We start from the raw sequence: 14,783 nt of genomic DNA on the forward strand, positions 1-14,783 counted from the left end.
GTTCAACGATCTTAGCCGATGCGTTCGGTGTTGAGGATCTCTCCACAGATCACCAGCCACGCCCGCGCCGCGTGGGACATGTAGCGGCCGGGTTTCCAGATCAGCGCCACGTTCCAGTCGATGGACGGGTCGGCCAGCGGGCGCACGGCCAGTTCGTCGCCGATGTGGAGGCGGGCCAGCAGTGGCGCCGGCATCAGCGTGGTGCCCAGCCCGGCTGCCGCCATTGCGACGAGAAAGTCCCACTGGCCGCTCTGGGCGGCGATGCGGGGTTCCAGGCGGGCCTCGCTGAAGGCGTCGCGCAGGCGTCGGGTCAGCGAGAAATCGTCCGGCAGGAGCACCAGTGGCTCGTCGCGCAAGGCTGTCAGGTTGACCGCGGGCTCGCGTGCCCAGGCGGCGTGGCGGGGGCCGACGACGAGGATCGGGTAACGACCGAAGCTGCGGGTTGAAAGTGCAAGGCCGGGGTTGGCGGGCAGCAGGGTGACGCCCACTTCCAGCTCGCCACTGGCCACTTGTTGTTCGATCACCTGGCCGCCGTTTTCCTGCAAGGTCAGGCGCAGGCCCGGGTGACGTTCGCAAAAGGCCTTTACCACCGGCGAGAAGAGCAGATTGACCATCGGCGGCATGCCCACGGTCAGTTCGCCGCGGGTGAGGGCGGTCAGGTCGGTGACCTCCCGTGACAGTTCGCGCACCACGCCAAGGGCCTCCTGGCCGCGCTCGAAGAGAATGTGCCCCACGTCGGTCAGGCGCACCTGGCGGCCTTCGCGGATCAGCAGGGGCTGGCCGATTTCGTCTTCCAGCTGGCGGATCATCTTGCTCACCGTGGACTGGGTGACGTGGAGCCGTTCGGCAGCGACGGTGAAGCTGTTCTGGCGGACGGTTTCGACGAAGTAGCGGAGGGCGCGCAGGTCCATAGGTTCATGAAAAAAACGACTCGATGGAATTAGTTTAAGTCATCGCACGACTTTTTCTTCGCTTCTATACTTTTCGGCTAACTCGTCCGTCGAGACGAGCCCCCAGCAAAGATCAGAGGATCGGAGAAAACAGCATGCCCATGGATCGTATTCGCCTTGCCCGCCTGCGTGACCGCATCATGTCGCCGGAAGATGCCGCCCTGTTCTTCAAGGACGGCATGACCGTTGGGATGAGTGGCTTCACCCGCGCCGGCGATTGCAAGGCGGTGCCCTTTGCGCTGGCCGAGCGGGCCAGTCGCGAGCCGCTGCAGATCACCCTGATGACCGGCGCCTCCCTGGGCAACGACATCGACAAGGTGCTCACCGACGCCAACGCGATTTCCCGCCGCATTCCCTTCCAGTCTGATCCGACCCTGCGCCGCAAGATCAACGCCGGCGAGGTGATGTTCATCGATCAGCATCTGTCCGAAACCGTCGAGCTGTTGCGCTCGAAGCAGATCGCCCCGGTGGATATTGCGGTAGTCGAAGCCACGGCCATCACCGAAAACGGCGGCATCGTGCCGACCACCTCGGTGGGCAACTCGGCCAGCTTTGCGGTGCTGGCCAAGAAGATCATCGTCGAGATCAATCTCAAGATGCCGCAGGCGCTGGAAGGCCTGCACGACATCTACATCCCGACCTACCGGCCGCACCGCCTGCCGATTCCGCTGATTTCGCCGGAGCAGCGCATCGGCCTGCCTTTCATTCCCGTTGACCCGGAAAAGATCGTCGCCATCGTCATCACCGAGAAGGCCGACAGCCCGTCCAACGTGCTGCCGCCAGACCACGAGACGAATGCCATTGCCGGCCACCTGAACGAGTTCCTGTTCCACGAGGTCAAGGCCGGCCGCCTGTCGCCGTCGCTGCAGCCGCTGCAGGCCGGCATCGGCACCATCGCCAACGCAGTGCTGCACGGCATGCTGGATTCGCCTTTCCGCGATCTGAAGATGTATTCCGAAGTGCTGCAGGACAGCACCGTGGAACTGCTCGACGACGGTCGCCTGACCTTTGCGTCGGCCTCGTCGATCACCTTGTCGAAGGGCGCCTACGAGCGCGTGCTGAGCCAGATCGACCGCTACAAGCAGCGCCTGGTGCTGCGTCCGCAGGAGATCAGCAACCACCCGGAAGTGATCCGTCGCCTGGGCCTGATCACCATCAACACGGCACTGGAGTGCGATATCTACGGCAACGTGAATTCCACCCACGTGGGTGGCACGCACATGATGAACGGCATCGGTGGCTCGGGTGACTTTGCCCGCAACGCGCACCTGTCGGTGTTCGTCACCAAGTCGATCGCCAAGGCCGGGGCGATTTCGAGCATCGTACCGATGGTCTCTCACGTGGATCACACCGAGCACGACACGGACATCATCGTTACCGAGCACGGCCTGGCCGACCTGCGTGGCCTGGCGCCGCGTGAGCGGGCCCGTCAGGTCATCGACAACTGTACCGACCCGTTGTACCGCGACGTGCTGCGCGATTATTTCCTGCGTGCCAGCCGGCGCGGTGGTCACACCCCGCACCTGTTGCAGGAAGCTTTTGCCTGGCATCTGCGCTACGAGCAGCAGGGCTCGATGCTGGCCCACGAGCAGGAAGCAGCCCTCGTCTGACCCCAACCCGGAGCGCGCGCAGGCCGCGCTCCCGGCGACTTCGGTGTTCGAAAGTGCCCTTCGATCCGGAGTCCCGTCGTACCGCCTGCAATCTCCCCAAAGGCCACCCGCATTCCGCGTCCCTCTCCCCGCGGAATGCGGTGCTGGCCTTTTTTGCTGTCGCTCAGGCCTTGATCCGGACTTCGGCCGCGCCGGTGTGCATCCGGCCGATGATCGCCGCAGCACCAAAGCCGCCCTTGCGGAAGGTTTCCAGTACGGCCTGTGCCGCGTCCGCCGAACAAGCCACCAGCAGGCCACCGCTGGTCTGGGCATCGGCCAGCACGCTGCGCTGCCATTCCTCCACGCCGTTGCCAAACTGCACGGCATCACCGCAACTGGCCAGGTTGCGGGCGATGGCGCCGGGGCCGATGCCTTGCTGCGCGAAGGGAATCGCCGCCGGCATGATCGGCAGGGCGGTGGCGCTGACCGTCGCACCGAGACCGGCGCCACGGCACACTTCGAGCAGGTGGCCGAGCAGGCCAAAGCCGGTCACGTCGGTGAGGGCGTGCACGCCGGGCTGGATCGCCAGCGCCGGACCGACCTTGTTCAGCTGCGTGGTGGTGGCGATCATCTGGGCGTAGCCGTCGGCATCCAGCACACCTTTTTTCATCGCCGAGCCGAGGATGCCGACGCCCAGTGGTTTGCCGAGGATCAATACGTCGCCATCACGGGCGTCGCGGTTGCGCTTGATCACGTCCGGGTGGGCAATGCCGAGGGCGACGAGGCCGTAGATGGGCTCGGGTGAGTCGATGCTGTGGCCGCCGGCCACCGGAATGCCGGCTTCGGCGCAGATGCTGGCGCCACCTTCGAGGATGCGTCCGATGGCCGACAGGGGAAGCTTGTTCACCGGCATGCCGACGATGGCCAGGGCCATGATCGGCGTGCCGCCCATCGCGTAGACGTCGGAAAGGGCGTTGGTGGCGGCGATGCGCCCGAAGTCGAAGGGGTCGTCGACGATGGGCATGAAGAAGTCGGTAGTGGCGATCAGCGCCTGCTGGTCGTTGAGCCGCCATACAGCAGCGTCATCGGCTGTTTCGGTACCCACCAGCAGGTTGGCGAAAGGCTGGGCGGCGGGCATGTGGGACAGCATCTCGCTGAGTACAGCCGGGGCGATTTTGCAGCCGCAGCCGCCGCCGTGAGACAATTCGGTGAGTCGCAGGGGTGCTTCAGTCATCTCTTTTTTTCCTGTCCGGTCAAATCGTTATCTTCATGTCTTCCCATTCCGCACCCTTTTCCGCCAGCATCGACCAACTTGATGACTTCGATACAATCATCGATGTCCGTTCTCCGTCCGAGTTTGCCGAAGACCACATTCCCGGGGCGATCAATTGCCCGGTGCTGGATGACGAGGAGCGGATCCGGGTGGGAACGCTTTACAAGCAGGTGTCGCCTTTCGAGGCGCGAAAGGTGGGGGCGGTGCTGGTGTCGCGCAACATTGCCCGCCATATCGAGACGCATTTTCTCAGCAAGCCGAAGGGCTGGAAACCCTTGATTTACTGCTGGCGCGGCGGACAGCGTAGCGGATCGATGACGGTGGTGTTCGGCCAGATCGGTTGGGCGGCCCGGCGCCTGGAGGGCGGCTACAAAAATTTCCGGCAACGTGTCCTCGAGGATCTCGACACCTTGCCGTCGGCGCTGGATTTCCGCATTCTGTGCGGCCCGACCGGCAGCGGCAAGACGGCGCTGCTCGATGCGCTGGCGGCGGCGGGGGAGCCGGTGCTTGATCTGGAAGGCCTGGCTGCGCATCGCGGCTCGGTGCTGGGGGCTGCGCCGAACAGCAGTCAGCCCTGCCAGAAGGCTTTCGAGACGGCTCTGTGGGCGGTCCTGCGCGGTTTCGATCCGTCTCGTCCGGTGTGGGCCGAGTCGGAAAGCCGGCGGGTTGGCCGTTTGCATTTGCCCGGCGTGCTGTTCGAGCGCCTGCGTGACAGCGATTGCGTGCGTATCGAGGCGCCCCTGGAGGCACGGGTCGATCACCTTCTGGAGCGCTATGCGGATCTGATTGCCGATCCCGCTGACTTCAATGAAAAACTGGAGCGCCTGGTGGGCCAGCACGGGCACCTGCGGGTGGGGGAGTGGCAGGCCCTGGTGAATGCTGGCGTTTGGCGTCCGCTGGCTGAGCAGCTGGTTACCAGTCACTACGATCCGGCCTACCGGCGGGGCGGCGAGGGCCTTTATCGGCGGGCGGCTGCGGCCCGGGTGCTGCCTTTGCCGGCGCTGGATCCGGCAACGCTTGCCGAGGTGGCTGCGACGCTTCAGTCGGCGCCGGTCACGCCTTGAGCCGTTCGGCGATTTCGGCCAGCGTGGCGTTGAGCCCGTCGGCCAGATCGCAGGCCAGGCCCATGGCCTCCGGAAGCTTGTCGCGGGCGGCATGCTCAGTCTCGAGGGCCAGGCCCATCAGGTCACGGGCCATGATGTTGCCGGCCGATCCTTTCAGCGAGTGGGCCAGCCGGGCCAGGTTTTCGGTATCGCCGTCGGCCGCCATGACCCGCAGCTCATCGACTGTCGGCGTCTGGCTGTTGACGAAGACACCCAGCAATTTGCGGATGAATTCCGGTTTGCCGGCATAGCGGCTTTCGAGATCTTGCCAGTGGATCATTGCGTTGGATTTCCGTGGTCGGCGATCTTGATGAAAACGACCACTCAGCGCTTGCCGGGTGGCCGTTCGGGATGAAGCGATGACTTACAGCACTTCGGCGGCGTGGTCGGCCAGACGCGAACGCTCGCCCCGCTGCAGGGTGATGTGGCCGGAGTGCGGCCAGCCCTTGAAGCGGTCCACCACGTAGGTGAGGCCCGACGAGCCCTCGGTGAGGTAGGGCGTGTCGATCTGCGCGATGTTGCCCAGACACACCACCTTGGTGCCGGGGCCGGCGCGGGTGATGAGGGTCTTCATCTGCTTGGGCGTCAGGTTCTGCGCTTCATCGATGATCAGGAACTTGTTGATGAAGGTGCGCCCGCGCATGAAGTTGAGGGACTTGATCTTGATGCGGCTCCTGATCAGGTCGCGCGTGGCGGCCCGGCCCCATTCGCCACCCTCGCCGGTGGTGCCGTTGAGCACGTCGAGGTTGTCTTCCAGTGCGCCCATCCACGGGGCCATCTTTTCTTCCTCGGTGCCCGGCAGGAAGCCGATGTCCTCGCCCACCGGTACGGTGACGCGGGTCATGATGATTTCCGAGTAGCGCTTGGTCTCGAGTACCTGGGTCAGGCTGGCGGCCAGCGTCAGCAGCGTTTTGCCGGTGCCGGCCTGACCGAGCAGGGTGACGAAGTCGATTTCCGGGTTCATCAGCAGGTTGAGGGCGAAGTTCTGCTCCCGGTTGCGGGCGGTGATGCCCCAGGTGTTGTTCTTCTGGTGGGAGTAGTCGATGAGGGTTTCGAGGGTGACGGTGCGCCCGGCTTTTTCCTTGACCCAGGCCTGCAGCGGCTGTTCGCCTTCCTGGAAGACGAACTCGTTGATCAGCAGGTCGGGTGTGTCGGGGCCCTTGATCTTGTAGTAGGTGCGGGTTTCCTGTTTCCAGGATTCCATGTCCTTGCCGTTGGCTTCCCAGAAGGCGGCATCGATTTCCTTGGTGCCGGTGTACAGCAGGTCGGTGTCTTCGAGGACCTTGTCGTTGAAGTAGTCCTGCGCGGCCAGGCCGAGGGCTCGGGCCTTGATACGCATGTTGATGTCCTTCGACACCAGGATCACTTCACGCTTTTTGTCGTACTTCTCGAAGAGGTGCATCACCACCGCGAGAATCTGGTTGTCGCCCTTGGCGGTGGGCATGGCCGCCGGCAGCTGGACGTTGACCGCTTCGGTCTGCAGGAACAGGCGGCCGCTGGCCAGCTGGCTGGAGGCATCGACGAGGCTGATGCCTTCCTCGATGCCCTCTGGGCAGGAGTTGACGATCTCGTCCAGGCTGCGGCTGGCCTGGCGGGCGTTGCGGGCAACTTCCGACATGCCCTTCTTGTTCGAATCCAGCTCTTCGAGGGTCATCATCGGCACGAAGATGTCGTGCTCCTCGAAGCGGTACAGACTGGTGGGGTCGTGCATCAGCACGTTGGTGTCGAGGACGAACAGCTTGGTGGAGGTTTTCTTGGACTTCGCGGGGCGTCGGGTGGCCATGGTCGTCGTTGTTTCTCGGCTGTCGTGGAGAAGGGCGGGGGTTACAGGGTCTTGGTGTAGTCCAGTACTTCCTGGGCATGGCCGGGCACCTTCACGCCGCGCCATTCGCGGCGCAGGACACCGGCGGCGTCGATGACGAAGGTGCTGCGTTCGATGCCCCGTACCTGCTTGCCGTACATGTTTTTCATTTTCATGACGCCGAACAGCGTGCAGGCAGTTTCGTCCGGGTCGGAGACCAGGTCGAAGGGCAGGGCCTGCTTGGTGCGGAAGTTTTCGTGGGACTTGATGCTGTCCCGGGAGATGCCGAGCACGACGGTGTCGGCGGCCAGGAACTCGGGGTGGAGGTCACGGAACTGCTGGCTTTCGGTGGTGCAGCCAGGGGTGCTGTCCTTCGGGTAGAAATACAGCACCACCTTTTTGCCCTGGAGGGCGGACAGGCTGAGGGTCTGGTCGCTGGTGGCGGGCAGGGTGAAGTCGGGTGCAGCCTGATCGAGCATGTTTTCTCCGGAGGATGAATTCCGGTATCAGCCTAATCCCAAGCCGCAGGGCTGGCAATCCATCCAGCGTGAAGAATGCCGCTCAGGCCGGGTCAAACAGCAGCGCCGCCGCCACGGTGCGATGCTCGGCGACGAGGATGTTGTAAGTGCGGCAGGCCGAGCCCAGGTCCATCACCTCGAGTCCGATGCGGGCCTGCATCAGCGATTTCATCAGCTTGGGGTGCGGAAAGCGCTGCTTCATGCCGGTGCCGAGAATCAGGATCTCGCAGCCGAGCCCGGCCAGGCGTGCGAAGTCGGCTTCGTTGAGGGCGTCGAAACCGCCGTTCTGCCAGTCTGTTTCGATGCGCTCGGGCATCACGATCACGCTGTTTTCGTGGCGCGTCTGGCCAATCATTACGTGCCGGGCGTCGTAGCGTGAGATGGTGTTGTACTGGTCGCTTTTGTCGAGGTGGAGTTTCATGGGGGATTGGACTCTCGTACGGTGTTCGGGCCTTGATTTGCCCGGTCAGGGTGGCTTGGGTAACATTATAGCTTTGCGTCGTCTCGCACCTGCCGGGTTTGCCTCTGCGGGTACCCCGACGCGGGGCCAGGACCATGAGCCGCCACACCAAATTGCGTGTTGTTTCAAAGCAGCCCGCACCCACCAGCAAGGAAACGGAAACCGCCGTGCAACCAATCCGCAAGTCCGACAAGCTCGCCAACGTCTGTTACGACATCCGCGGCCCCGTGCTGCAAAAGGCGAAGCAGATGGAGGACGAGGGTCACAAGATCATCAAGCTGAACATCGGCAACCTGGCCGCGTTCGGTTTCGATTCGCCTGAAGAAATCCAGCTGGACATGATCCGCAACCTGCCCAACGCCGCAGGCTATTCGGACTCCAAGGGCATCTTCTCGGCCCGCAAGGCGATCATGCACTACACCCAGCAGAAGCACATCAAGGGTGTGACGCTGGAAGACATCTACGTGGGCAACGGCGTCTCCGAGCTGATCGTGATGGCCATGAACGCGCTGCTCAACACCGGTGACGAAGTGCTGGTGCCGGCCCCCGATTACCCGCTGTGGACCGCCGCTGTGAGCCTGTCCGGCGGCACTCCGCGCCATTACATCTGTGACGAGGCCAATGAGTGGCTGCCCGATCTGGACGACATCCGCGCCAAGATCACGCCCAAGACCCGCGCCATCGTCCTCATCAACCCGAACAATCCGACCGGCGCCGTCTACCCCGACGATACCCTGAAGGCCATCGTGGACATCGCCCGCGAACACGGCCTGATCATCTACGCCGACGAGGTCTACGACAAGGTGCTCTACGACGGCATCGAGCACACCTCCGTCGCGTCCCTGTCGGAAGACGTGTTCACCGTTACCTTCAACGGCCTGTCGAAGAACTATCGCTCCTGCGGCTACCGTGCCGGCTGGATGGTGGTGTCCGGCGACAAGCGTCCAGCGGCCGATTACATCGAAGGCCTCAACATGCTGGCTTCGATGCGCCTGTGCGCCAACGTGCCCGGCCAGTACGCCATTCAAACCGCGCTGGGCGGCTACCAGAGCATCGACGACCTGGTTTCCCCCGGCGGCCGCATGCGTCGCCAGCGCGACCTGGCGCACGAACTGATTACCGCCATTCCCGGTGTCAGTTGCGTAAAGCCAAAGGCCACGCTGTACATGTTCCCGAAGCTCGACCCGAAGATGTACCCCATCGAGGACGACCAGCAGTTCATCGCCGAACTGCTTGAAGAAGAGCGCGTGCTGCTGGTGCAGGGCACCGGCTTCAACTGGCCGACCCCGGATCACTTCCGTCTGGTTTTCCTGCCCCACGAGGATGACCTGAAGGTGGCCGTTGGCCGCATCGCGCGCTTCCTGGAAAACTACCGGAAACGTCACGGCACCTGACAATCTCCAGGGGCACGGCTGCAGTCGTGCCCCTTTTCCACTTTTAACACTGACCTTTTCACTCCCCAAAAGACCATGAAACCCATCAATGTTGGCCTCCTGGGCATCGGCACCGTCGGCGGCGGCACGTTCACCGTTCTCAAGCGCAACGAAGAAGAAATCACCCGCCGTGCCGGCCGGCCGATCCGCATTACCGCGGTGGCCGACAAAAATCTGGAACTGGCGAAGAGCATTGTCGGCAGCGGCGTGCGTCTGACCGACGACGCTTTCTCGATCGTGACCGACCCCGAGATCGACATCGTCGTCGAACTGATCGGTGGCTACGGTGTGGCCAAGGAACTCGTCCTGAAAGCCATCGAGAACGGCAAGCACGTGGTGACCGCCAACAAGGCGCTGCTCGCCGTGCACGGCAACGAGATCTTCGCCGCCGCCCAGAAAAAGGGTGTGATGGTGGCTTTTGAAGCCGCCGTCGCCGGTGGCATCCCCATCATCAAGGCGCTGCGCGAAGGCCTCTCCGCCAACCGCATCCAGTGGCTCGCCGGCATCATCAACGGCACCACCAACTTCATCCTGTCCGAGATGCGCGACAAGGGCCTGCCCTTTGCCGACGTGCTCAAGGAAGCCCAGCGCCTCGGCTACGCCGAAGCCGATCCCACCTTCGACATCGAAGGCGTGGATGCCGCCCACAAGGCCACACTGATGGCCTCCATCGCTTTTGGTGTGCCCATCCAGTTCGACAAGGCCTACGTCGAAGGCATCACCAAGCTCGACGCCGCCGACATCAAGTACGCCGAACAACTCGGCTACCGCATCAAGCTGCTGGGCATCGCCCGCCGCCGTCCGCAGGGCATCGAGCTGCGTGTGCACCCGACGCTGATTCCGGCCAAGCGCCTGATCGCCAACGTGGAAGGTGCCATGAACGCCGTGCTGGTGCAGGGCGACGCTGTTGGCGCAACCCTTTACTACGGCAAGGGCGCCGGCGCCGAGCCGACCGCCAGCGCCGTGATTGCCGACCTGGTGGACGTGACTCGCCTGCACACCTCCGATCCCGAGCACCGCGTGCCGCACCTGGCTTTCCAGCCGGACCAGATCACCGATGTGCCGATGCTGCCGATCGAAGAGGTCGAGACCAGCTACTACCTGCGCCTGCGTGTGCTGGATCGCCCGGGCGTGCTGGCCGACATCACCCGCATCCTGGCCGACCAGTCGATCTCCATCGACGCCATGCTGCAGCGCGAGCCGGAAGAGGGTGAGTCGCAAACCGACATCATCATCCTGACCCATCTGACCATCGAGAAGAACATGGATACGGCCATCGCCAAGATCGAGAACCTCGACTCGGTGACCGGCAAGGTGACCCGTCTGCGCCTCGAAAACCTCTAAGAAGGTTTTTGCTGCGCCAAAAGAAAGCCGCACGCGTTGCGGCTTTTTTCTTGCTCGCGCTCAAGGAAATGTGGGGCTGGCGGCGGCACACTGCGATACCCGACAGATTCAGTCGGACTTTATCGAAACCCCAGGAGCCAGCATGCAAACCATTCACGTTTGCTTACCCTTGGGTAAAGTCCAATAAAATCAAGCTAATTCAGCATGTTGTGTCTAGTTGCTGTGTGTAAAACCTGTGTATAAGATGACAATCTGCAACTTACACACAGGAACACAACCATGCCGCGTTACATCGAGCTACGCCATAACACGTGGTGCTGCTATCTGTCTGTTCCCAAGGATGTAAGGGCAAAACTGGGGACTTCCCGGTTTTACAAATCTCTTCAAACTCAAGACAAGATAAAAGCTGAAATTCTCGCTTTGGTGCAGGTTGCTAACTGGAAGCAGCAGATTTTAGATGCAAGGCTAAAACTTCCCGATTTTCTCAAGCGCGCAAACGATATTGCTATCTCAGGTGCTGATGTTGATCTGACAGAGGTGGTTACTATCGCCAATGTAAATGAGTCAGTCGCAGAGCAATTCCTGAGTATCGCAACAAAAGCTGATGTTGTTTTTGAACTAAACAAATCAGACTTTATAGATAATCTTAAATCACAGGGTTATGCCGCTTCGACGATTAATTCATATTCTAATGATCTGAATTATTGGTTGTTGTCTTTCAAGAAACTATCTCAACTGTCCACTAAGTCTATCCGTGATTGGATAAAAGATAACCGTGCAGAAGGGAAAACGGACGGATCAATATCACGTATTCTTGGTAAGGCAGTTTCAAAATTTATAAAATATATAGAGTTCAAGTTTGAAGTGGTTGTCGAGGTTGATCTGAGTGTTCCTAAGTTCGATATTAATCCTGTTGAAAAAACAAACAGGAAAGATATTGACAATGAAGGCATAGGGAAAATTTACAATCGGGCAAGGCTGGATAAGGATCAGCAGATTCAGGATTTCATTATGATTGCAGCCTTCACCGGAATGCGTATCAATGAAATTGGTGATCTGAAAAAATCAGATATTGCTTTTGATGATAAAGTTCGATTTATTGACATCAAAAAGTCAAAAACAACTTCGGGTGTCCGGAAAATACCAGTGCATTCCAGCATCAATAACTTGCTTGATCATCTGTGTAAGTCCAAATCTGATGATGATTATCTGTTCGATATATCAAGGGACGCAAAAAGGCCGACTGGTGCTATTGTCAACAGATTTTCAAAGCTAAAATCAGGTCTTGGTTTTGGTGCAGATATAACATTTCACTCTATACGGCATTCAGTCGACACGCAGATGATCCGGGCCGGTATTGATAGCAAGATAGTTAGTCAAATTATGGGGCACAAACTCAAAGAAGGTAACGAGTCCACTAAGACCTACTATCATGGCGCACACATGATAGAACTGAAGAAATCAATCGATAAAATTAGCTGGAAGTCGCTTGGTGGTGGGTCGCTTGATGGTTTGTGGGATGATGAGTAAAGCAACATATAAACAGACTTTTAACTGTTATGTGATCAAACCAGACATGTCTCTAAAGTGGTTTTACGGCTTGAGGTGGTGTACACTGCAAAGTCGTAGCAGCAAGACCAGAACTTACAGCATCGATAGAATCTGCACGATTCCGGCACCCAGTTAACTAAGGAACCCCTGATCAATTGACGTTTTGAGCACGAACACCCAAGCCAGCAGTTTTGAGCCGACTTCGATGATCACTTTTTCCGTCTTGACTGCCGCATTGCGAGGCCATTTCGGCCTCAGCGGACGGATTGCTCCCGTCAATTCATCATGGCTCCCCTTCTCAGGTAAAGATTGGTCAGTCCGATCAGCGAGAACACTTGCGCCGCGTTCTTGGCGATCCCCTTGTAGCGCACCTTCGTGTAGCCGAATTGGCGCTTGATCACCCGAAACACATGCTCGACCCGTGCGCGGATCGAGGACATTCGATGATTGAAGCGCTGGTTGGCGTCGCTCAGCGGGCGCTGTTTGCTGGCCTTGAGCGAGACGCCCCAGAACACGCCAGCCTTCCTCGCGTGACGCTTCAGGTCATTGTTGACATAGCCCTTGTCGCCGAACACCGCGCGGTCGTCCTCGCGCAGCAGGTGCGGCAACTGACTGATATCGGAAGCGTTTGCCGGCGTCACCGAGACGGTATGCGCCAGCCCGGAATTGACGTCTGCGCCCACGTGGATCTTCATCCCGAAGAACCACTGCCTGCCCTTCTTCGTCTGGTGCATTTCCGGATCGCGCTGTTTTGCTCGTTCTTCGTCGACGGTGGCGCATGAATGATCGTGGCGTCGACCATCGTGCCGCCCTTGAGCAGCAGGCCGCGATCCGCGAGCGTGTCGTTGATGATGTTCATCATCTGGGCCGTCAGGCCGTGCTTCTCGAGCAGGTGACGGAACTTGAGAATCGTCGTTTCGTCGGGCATCGCGTCGTCGGAGAGTTCCCCCCCGCGTCAGAATAGTTGTCGCCTCGATAGAATCCTAAATTCGGGGGCGATGATGAGAGAGACATGGCGCGATACGGACAGGAATTCAAGGATCGAGCGGTAGCGAGATTGCTGCCGCCGGAGAGCGCAACGGTGGAGGCCGTTGCACGTGAGATCGGCGTGGGCGTGGCAACGCTGGAGCGGTGGAGAAGTGATGCGCTGTCCAGGCCCGCTCGCGAGCGGGCCTGGACAGCGGCGGCCCGGTTCGAGGCCGTACTCACCACGGCGGCGCTCGATGAGGCGGCCCGGAATGCCTGGTGCCGTGAGCACGGGGTTTATCCGCAGGATCTGGCTCAGTGGCGCCAAGCGGCCACGCAAGCGCTGGCAACACCCGAAGAAGCCCGTGCCAGCCCGCTGCAGACCAAGCAGGATCGGCGTCGCATCAAGGAACTCGAGCGGGAACTGCGTCGCAAGGAGAAGGCCCTGGCGGAGGCGGCAGCGCTGCTGGTGCTTTCAAAAAAGCTCGAGGCGATCTTTCCAAAGGACAGGGACGAGGACGCATGATCGGCCTGGAAGATCGCCGGATGAAAGTCCGGAACATTGAAGCAGCCCAGCACGCTGGGGCGCGTCTTGACGCAGCCTGCAAGGTAGCGGGCATCACGCTGCGTACGCTGCAGCGCTGGAAACGTGAGGCGGGCCTCGTGCGTGGGGATCTCAGACCAGCAACCTTGCGCCCCCGGCCTGCCCATGCCCTGACCGAGGTGGAGCGCCATGCGGTGCTGCAGGTGGCCAACGACGCCCGCTTTGCCGACCTGCCGCCGGCACGCATCGTCCCGATGCTGGCCGATCAGGGCGTCTATCTGGCCAGCGAATCGACCTTCCACCGCATCCTGCGCGAAGCGGGCCAGACGACGCACCGGGGACGCGCCAAAGCCCCTGCAGCCCCCCGCCCGCCGAGCACCCACATCGCCACCGCACCGCGCCAGGTGTGGTGCTGGGACATGACCTACCTGCCGGCCACGGTAGCCGGGCGCTGGTTCCATCTGTATCTGATCCTGGATCTCTACAGCCGCAAGATCGTAGGCTGGGAAGTGCATGACACCGACGCATCCGAGCACGCCGCCCACCTGGTGCGCCGTACGGCGCTGGCGGAAGGGATCGCCGCTTTGGCCGACAAACCCGTCCTGCACGGCGACAACGGCGCGACGCTCAAGGCCACCACGGTGCTGGCGATGCTCCACTGGTTGGGCATCAAACCGTCCTACTCGCGGCCCCGGGTCAGTGACGACAACGCCTACGCCGAAGCGCTGTTCCGCACCGCCAAGTACCGGCCCGAGTTTCCGGCGCGGGGTTTCGAGGATCTGGAGGCGGCCCGATCCTGGGCCAGCGGTTTCGTGCAGTGGTACAACGTCGAGCATCGCCACAGCGGCATCCGCTACGTGAGTCCAGCCCAGCGCCATGCGGGCGAGGACCATGCGATTCTGGCTGCTCGCCATGCACTCTATGCCAACGCCCGAGCGCGCCATCCCGCACGCTGGACAGGGCACACGCGGAACTGGTCACCCATCATCGCGGTGACTCTCAATCCCGAGCGAGAGGCGGTCGTTGCCGTGGGGAATAAACACCAAAGAGCTGCATGAATCAGGCGACAACTAGCTTGACGCGCACCGGTTCCAGCCCGGCAAAGCGGCGCATCGATTCGATCTCGTACAGCGCGTCCTCCATCGCCGGGTCCGACAGGGCGTACCACTGCTGCATGAAGTAGATGCGCAGCATCGTCTCCAGCGACCTAGGCGGACGACCCCGCCGGCCGGCCTTCGGGTAATGCGGTTC

At 61.1% G+C, this 14,783-nt stretch carries 12 protein-coding genes and 2 pseudogenes; 6 read left to right on the top strand and 8 right to left on the bottom strand.

What is annotated here, in order from left to right:
* Window positions 1-11: 11 nt before the first annotated feature.
* On the bottom strand, window positions 12-911 hold the full coding sequence (locus tag ETQ85_RS21845; protein ID WP_148581180.1) for a LysR family transcriptional regulator: 900 nt from the start codon (window positions 909-911) through the stop codon (window positions 12-14).
* A 140-nt stretch (window positions 912-1,051) separates the two neighbouring features.
* On the opposite strand from ETQ85_RS21845, the gene scpC reads away from it, so the two are divergent.
* On the top strand, window positions 1,052-2,560 hold the full coding sequence (gene scpC, locus ETQ85_RS21850; RefSeq protein WP_425473151.1) for a succinyl-CoA:acetate CoA-transferase ScpC: 1,509 nt from the start codon (window positions 1,052-1,054) through the stop codon (window positions 2,558-2,560).
* A 163-nt stretch (window positions 2,561-2,723) separates the two neighbouring features.
* Here the strand turns inward: scpC and selD are convergent, their stop codons facing one another.
* Window positions 2,724-3,773, bottom strand: coding sequence for a selenide, water dikinase SelD (selD, locus tag ETQ85_RS21855; RefSeq protein ID WP_148581182.1), 1,050 nt, complete (start codon window positions 3,771-3,773; stop codon window positions 2,724-2,726).
* 35 nt (window positions 3,774-3,808) lie between these two features.
* Here selD and mnmH point away from each other — a divergent pair, with 35 nt between their 5' ends.
* The gene (gene mnmH / locus ETQ85_RS21860; RefSeq protein ID WP_148581183.1) at window positions 3,809-4,876 is read left to right on the top strand and encodes a tRNA 2-selenouridine(34) synthase MnmH; all 1,068 of its coding nucleotides are present in this window, start codon (window positions 3,809-3,811) and stop codon (window positions 4,874-4,876) included.
* On the opposite strand, the gene ETQ85_RS21865 is transcribed toward mnmH, so the two are convergent.
* The 4 genes from ETQ85_RS21865 to ETQ85_RS21880 all read right to left on the bottom strand — a co-directional run bounded on the left by ETQ85_RS21865 (window position 4,866) and on the right by ETQ85_RS21880 (window position 7,655).
* Window positions 4,866-5,195 (bottom strand): Hpt domain-containing protein, encoded by a 330-nt coding sequence (locus ETQ85_RS21865; protein ID WP_148581184.1) that lies wholly within the window; start codon window positions 5,193-5,195, stop codon window positions 4,866-4,868. The genes mnmH and ETQ85_RS21865 overlap by 11 nt on opposite strands.
* Before the next feature lie 84 nt (window positions 5,196-5,279).
* Window positions 5,280-6,698: a PhoH family protein gene (locus ETQ85_RS21870; protein WP_148581185.1), complete on the bottom strand. Its 1,419-nt coding sequence runs from the start codon at window positions 6,696-6,698 to the stop codon at window positions 5,280-5,282.
* Window positions 6,699-6,739: 41 nt separating this feature from the next.
* A complete protein-coding gene (locus ETQ85_RS21875; RefSeq protein ID WP_148581186.1) occupies window positions 6,740-7,195 on the bottom strand; it encodes a peroxiredoxin in 456 nt (151 codons plus the stop codon).
* Window positions 7,196-7,277: 82 nt separating this feature from the next.
* Window positions 7,278-7,655: an Mth938-like domain-containing protein gene (locus ETQ85_RS21880; protein ID WP_148581187.1), complete on the bottom strand. Its 378-nt coding sequence runs from the start codon at window positions 7,653-7,655 to the stop codon at window positions 7,278-7,280.
* A gap of 134 nt (window positions 7,656-7,789) precedes the next feature.
* Between ETQ85_RS21880 and ETQ85_RS21885 the strand changes: the two genes are divergently transcribed.
* The 3 genes from ETQ85_RS21885 to ETQ85_RS21895 all read left to right on the top strand — a co-directional run bounded on the left by ETQ85_RS21885 (window position 7,790) and on the right by ETQ85_RS21895 (window position 12,001).
* The gene (locus ETQ85_RS21885; RefSeq protein ID WP_148581188.1) at window positions 7,790-9,088 is read left to right on the top strand and encodes a pyridoxal phosphate-dependent aminotransferase; all 1,299 of its coding nucleotides are present in this window, start codon (window positions 7,790-7,792) and stop codon (window positions 9,086-9,088) included.
* 75 nt (window positions 9,089-9,163) lie between these two features.
* Window positions 9,164-10,471 (top strand): homoserine dehydrogenase, encoded by a 1,308-nt coding sequence (locus tag ETQ85_RS21890; protein ID WP_148581189.1) that lies wholly within the window; start codon window positions 9,164-9,166, stop codon window positions 10,469-10,471.
* A 279-nt stretch (window positions 10,472-10,750) separates the two neighbouring features.
* Complete coding sequence (locus ETQ85_RS21895; protein ID WP_148581190.1) at window positions 10,751-12,001, top strand: tyrosine-type recombinase/integrase; 1,251 nt, start codon at window positions 10,751-10,753, stop codon at window positions 11,999-12,001.
* Between the two features lie 296 nt (window positions 12,002-12,297).
* On the opposite strand, the pseudogene ETQ85_RS21900 reads toward ETQ85_RS21895, so the two are convergent.
* Window positions 12,298-12,974 (bottom strand): annotated as a pseudogene (locus tag ETQ85_RS21900) (IS5 family transposase); the annotation flags it as partial.
* Between the two features lie 60 nt (window positions 12,975-13,034).
* Here ETQ85_RS21900 and ETQ85_RS21905 point away from each other — a divergent pair.
* Window positions 13,035-14,590 (top strand): IS3 family transposase gene (locus tag ETQ85_RS21905; protein ID WP_148581191.1). Its coding sequence is split into 2 segments (ribosomal slippage): window positions 13,035-13,464 and window positions 13,464-14,590, totalling 1,557 coding nucleotides; the frame shifts between segments, so codons are not numbered across the junction.
* Between the two features lie 31 nt (window positions 14,591-14,621).
* Here the strand turns inward: ETQ85_RS21905 and ETQ85_RS21910 are convergent.
* Window positions 14,622-14,783 (bottom strand): annotated as a pseudogene (locus ETQ85_RS21910) (transposase); the annotation flags it as partial.

Source organism: Zoogloea oleivorans (assembly GCF_008107625.1).
GTDB lineage: Bacteria > Pseudomonadota > Gammaproteobacteria > Burkholderiales > Rhodocyclaceae > Zoogloea > Zoogloea oleivorans.

Bases quoted from the DNA above. Each gene is read 5' to 3' on its own strand.
- ETQ85_RS21845 (WP_148581180.1), bottom strand. From the start codon at position 911: ATGGACCTGCGCGCCCTCCGCTACTTCGTCGAAACCGTCCGCCAGAAC.
- scpC (WP_425473151.1), top strand. From the start codon at position 1,052: ATGGATCGTATTCGCCTTGCCCGCCTGCGTGACCGCATCATGTCGCCG.
- selD (WP_148581182.1), bottom strand. From the start codon at position 3,773: ATGACTGAAGCACCCCTGCGACTCACCGAATTGTCTCACGGCGGCGGC.
- mnmH (WP_148581183.1), top strand. From the start codon at position 3,809: ATGTCTTCCCATTCCGCACCCTTTTCCGCCAGCATCGACCAACTTGAT.
- ETQ85_RS21865 (WP_148581184.1), bottom strand. From the start codon at position 5,195: ATGATCCACTGGCAAGATCTCGAAAGCCGCTATGCCGGCAAACCGGAA.
- ETQ85_RS21870 (WP_148581185.1), bottom strand. From the start codon at position 6,698: ATGGCCACCCGACGCCCCGCGAAGTCCAAGAAAACCTCCACCAAGCTG.
- ETQ85_RS21875 (WP_148581186.1), bottom strand. From the start codon at position 7,195: ATGCTCGATCAGGCTGCACCCGACTTCACCCTGCCCGCCACCAGCGAC.
- ETQ85_RS21880 (WP_148581187.1), bottom strand. From the start codon at position 7,655: ATGAAACTCCACCTCGACAAAAGCGACCAGTACAACACCATCTCACGC.
- ETQ85_RS21885 (WP_148581188.1), top strand. From the start codon at position 7,790: ATGAGCCGCCACACCAAATTGCGTGTTGTTTCAAAGCAGCCCGCACCC.
- ETQ85_RS21890 (WP_148581189.1), top strand. From the start codon at position 9,164: ATGAAACCCATCAATGTTGGCCTCCTGGGCATCGGCACCGTCGGCGGC.
- ETQ85_RS21895 (WP_148581190.1), top strand. From the start codon at position 10,751: ATGCCGCGTTACATCGAGCTACGCCATAACACGTGGTGCTGCTATCTG.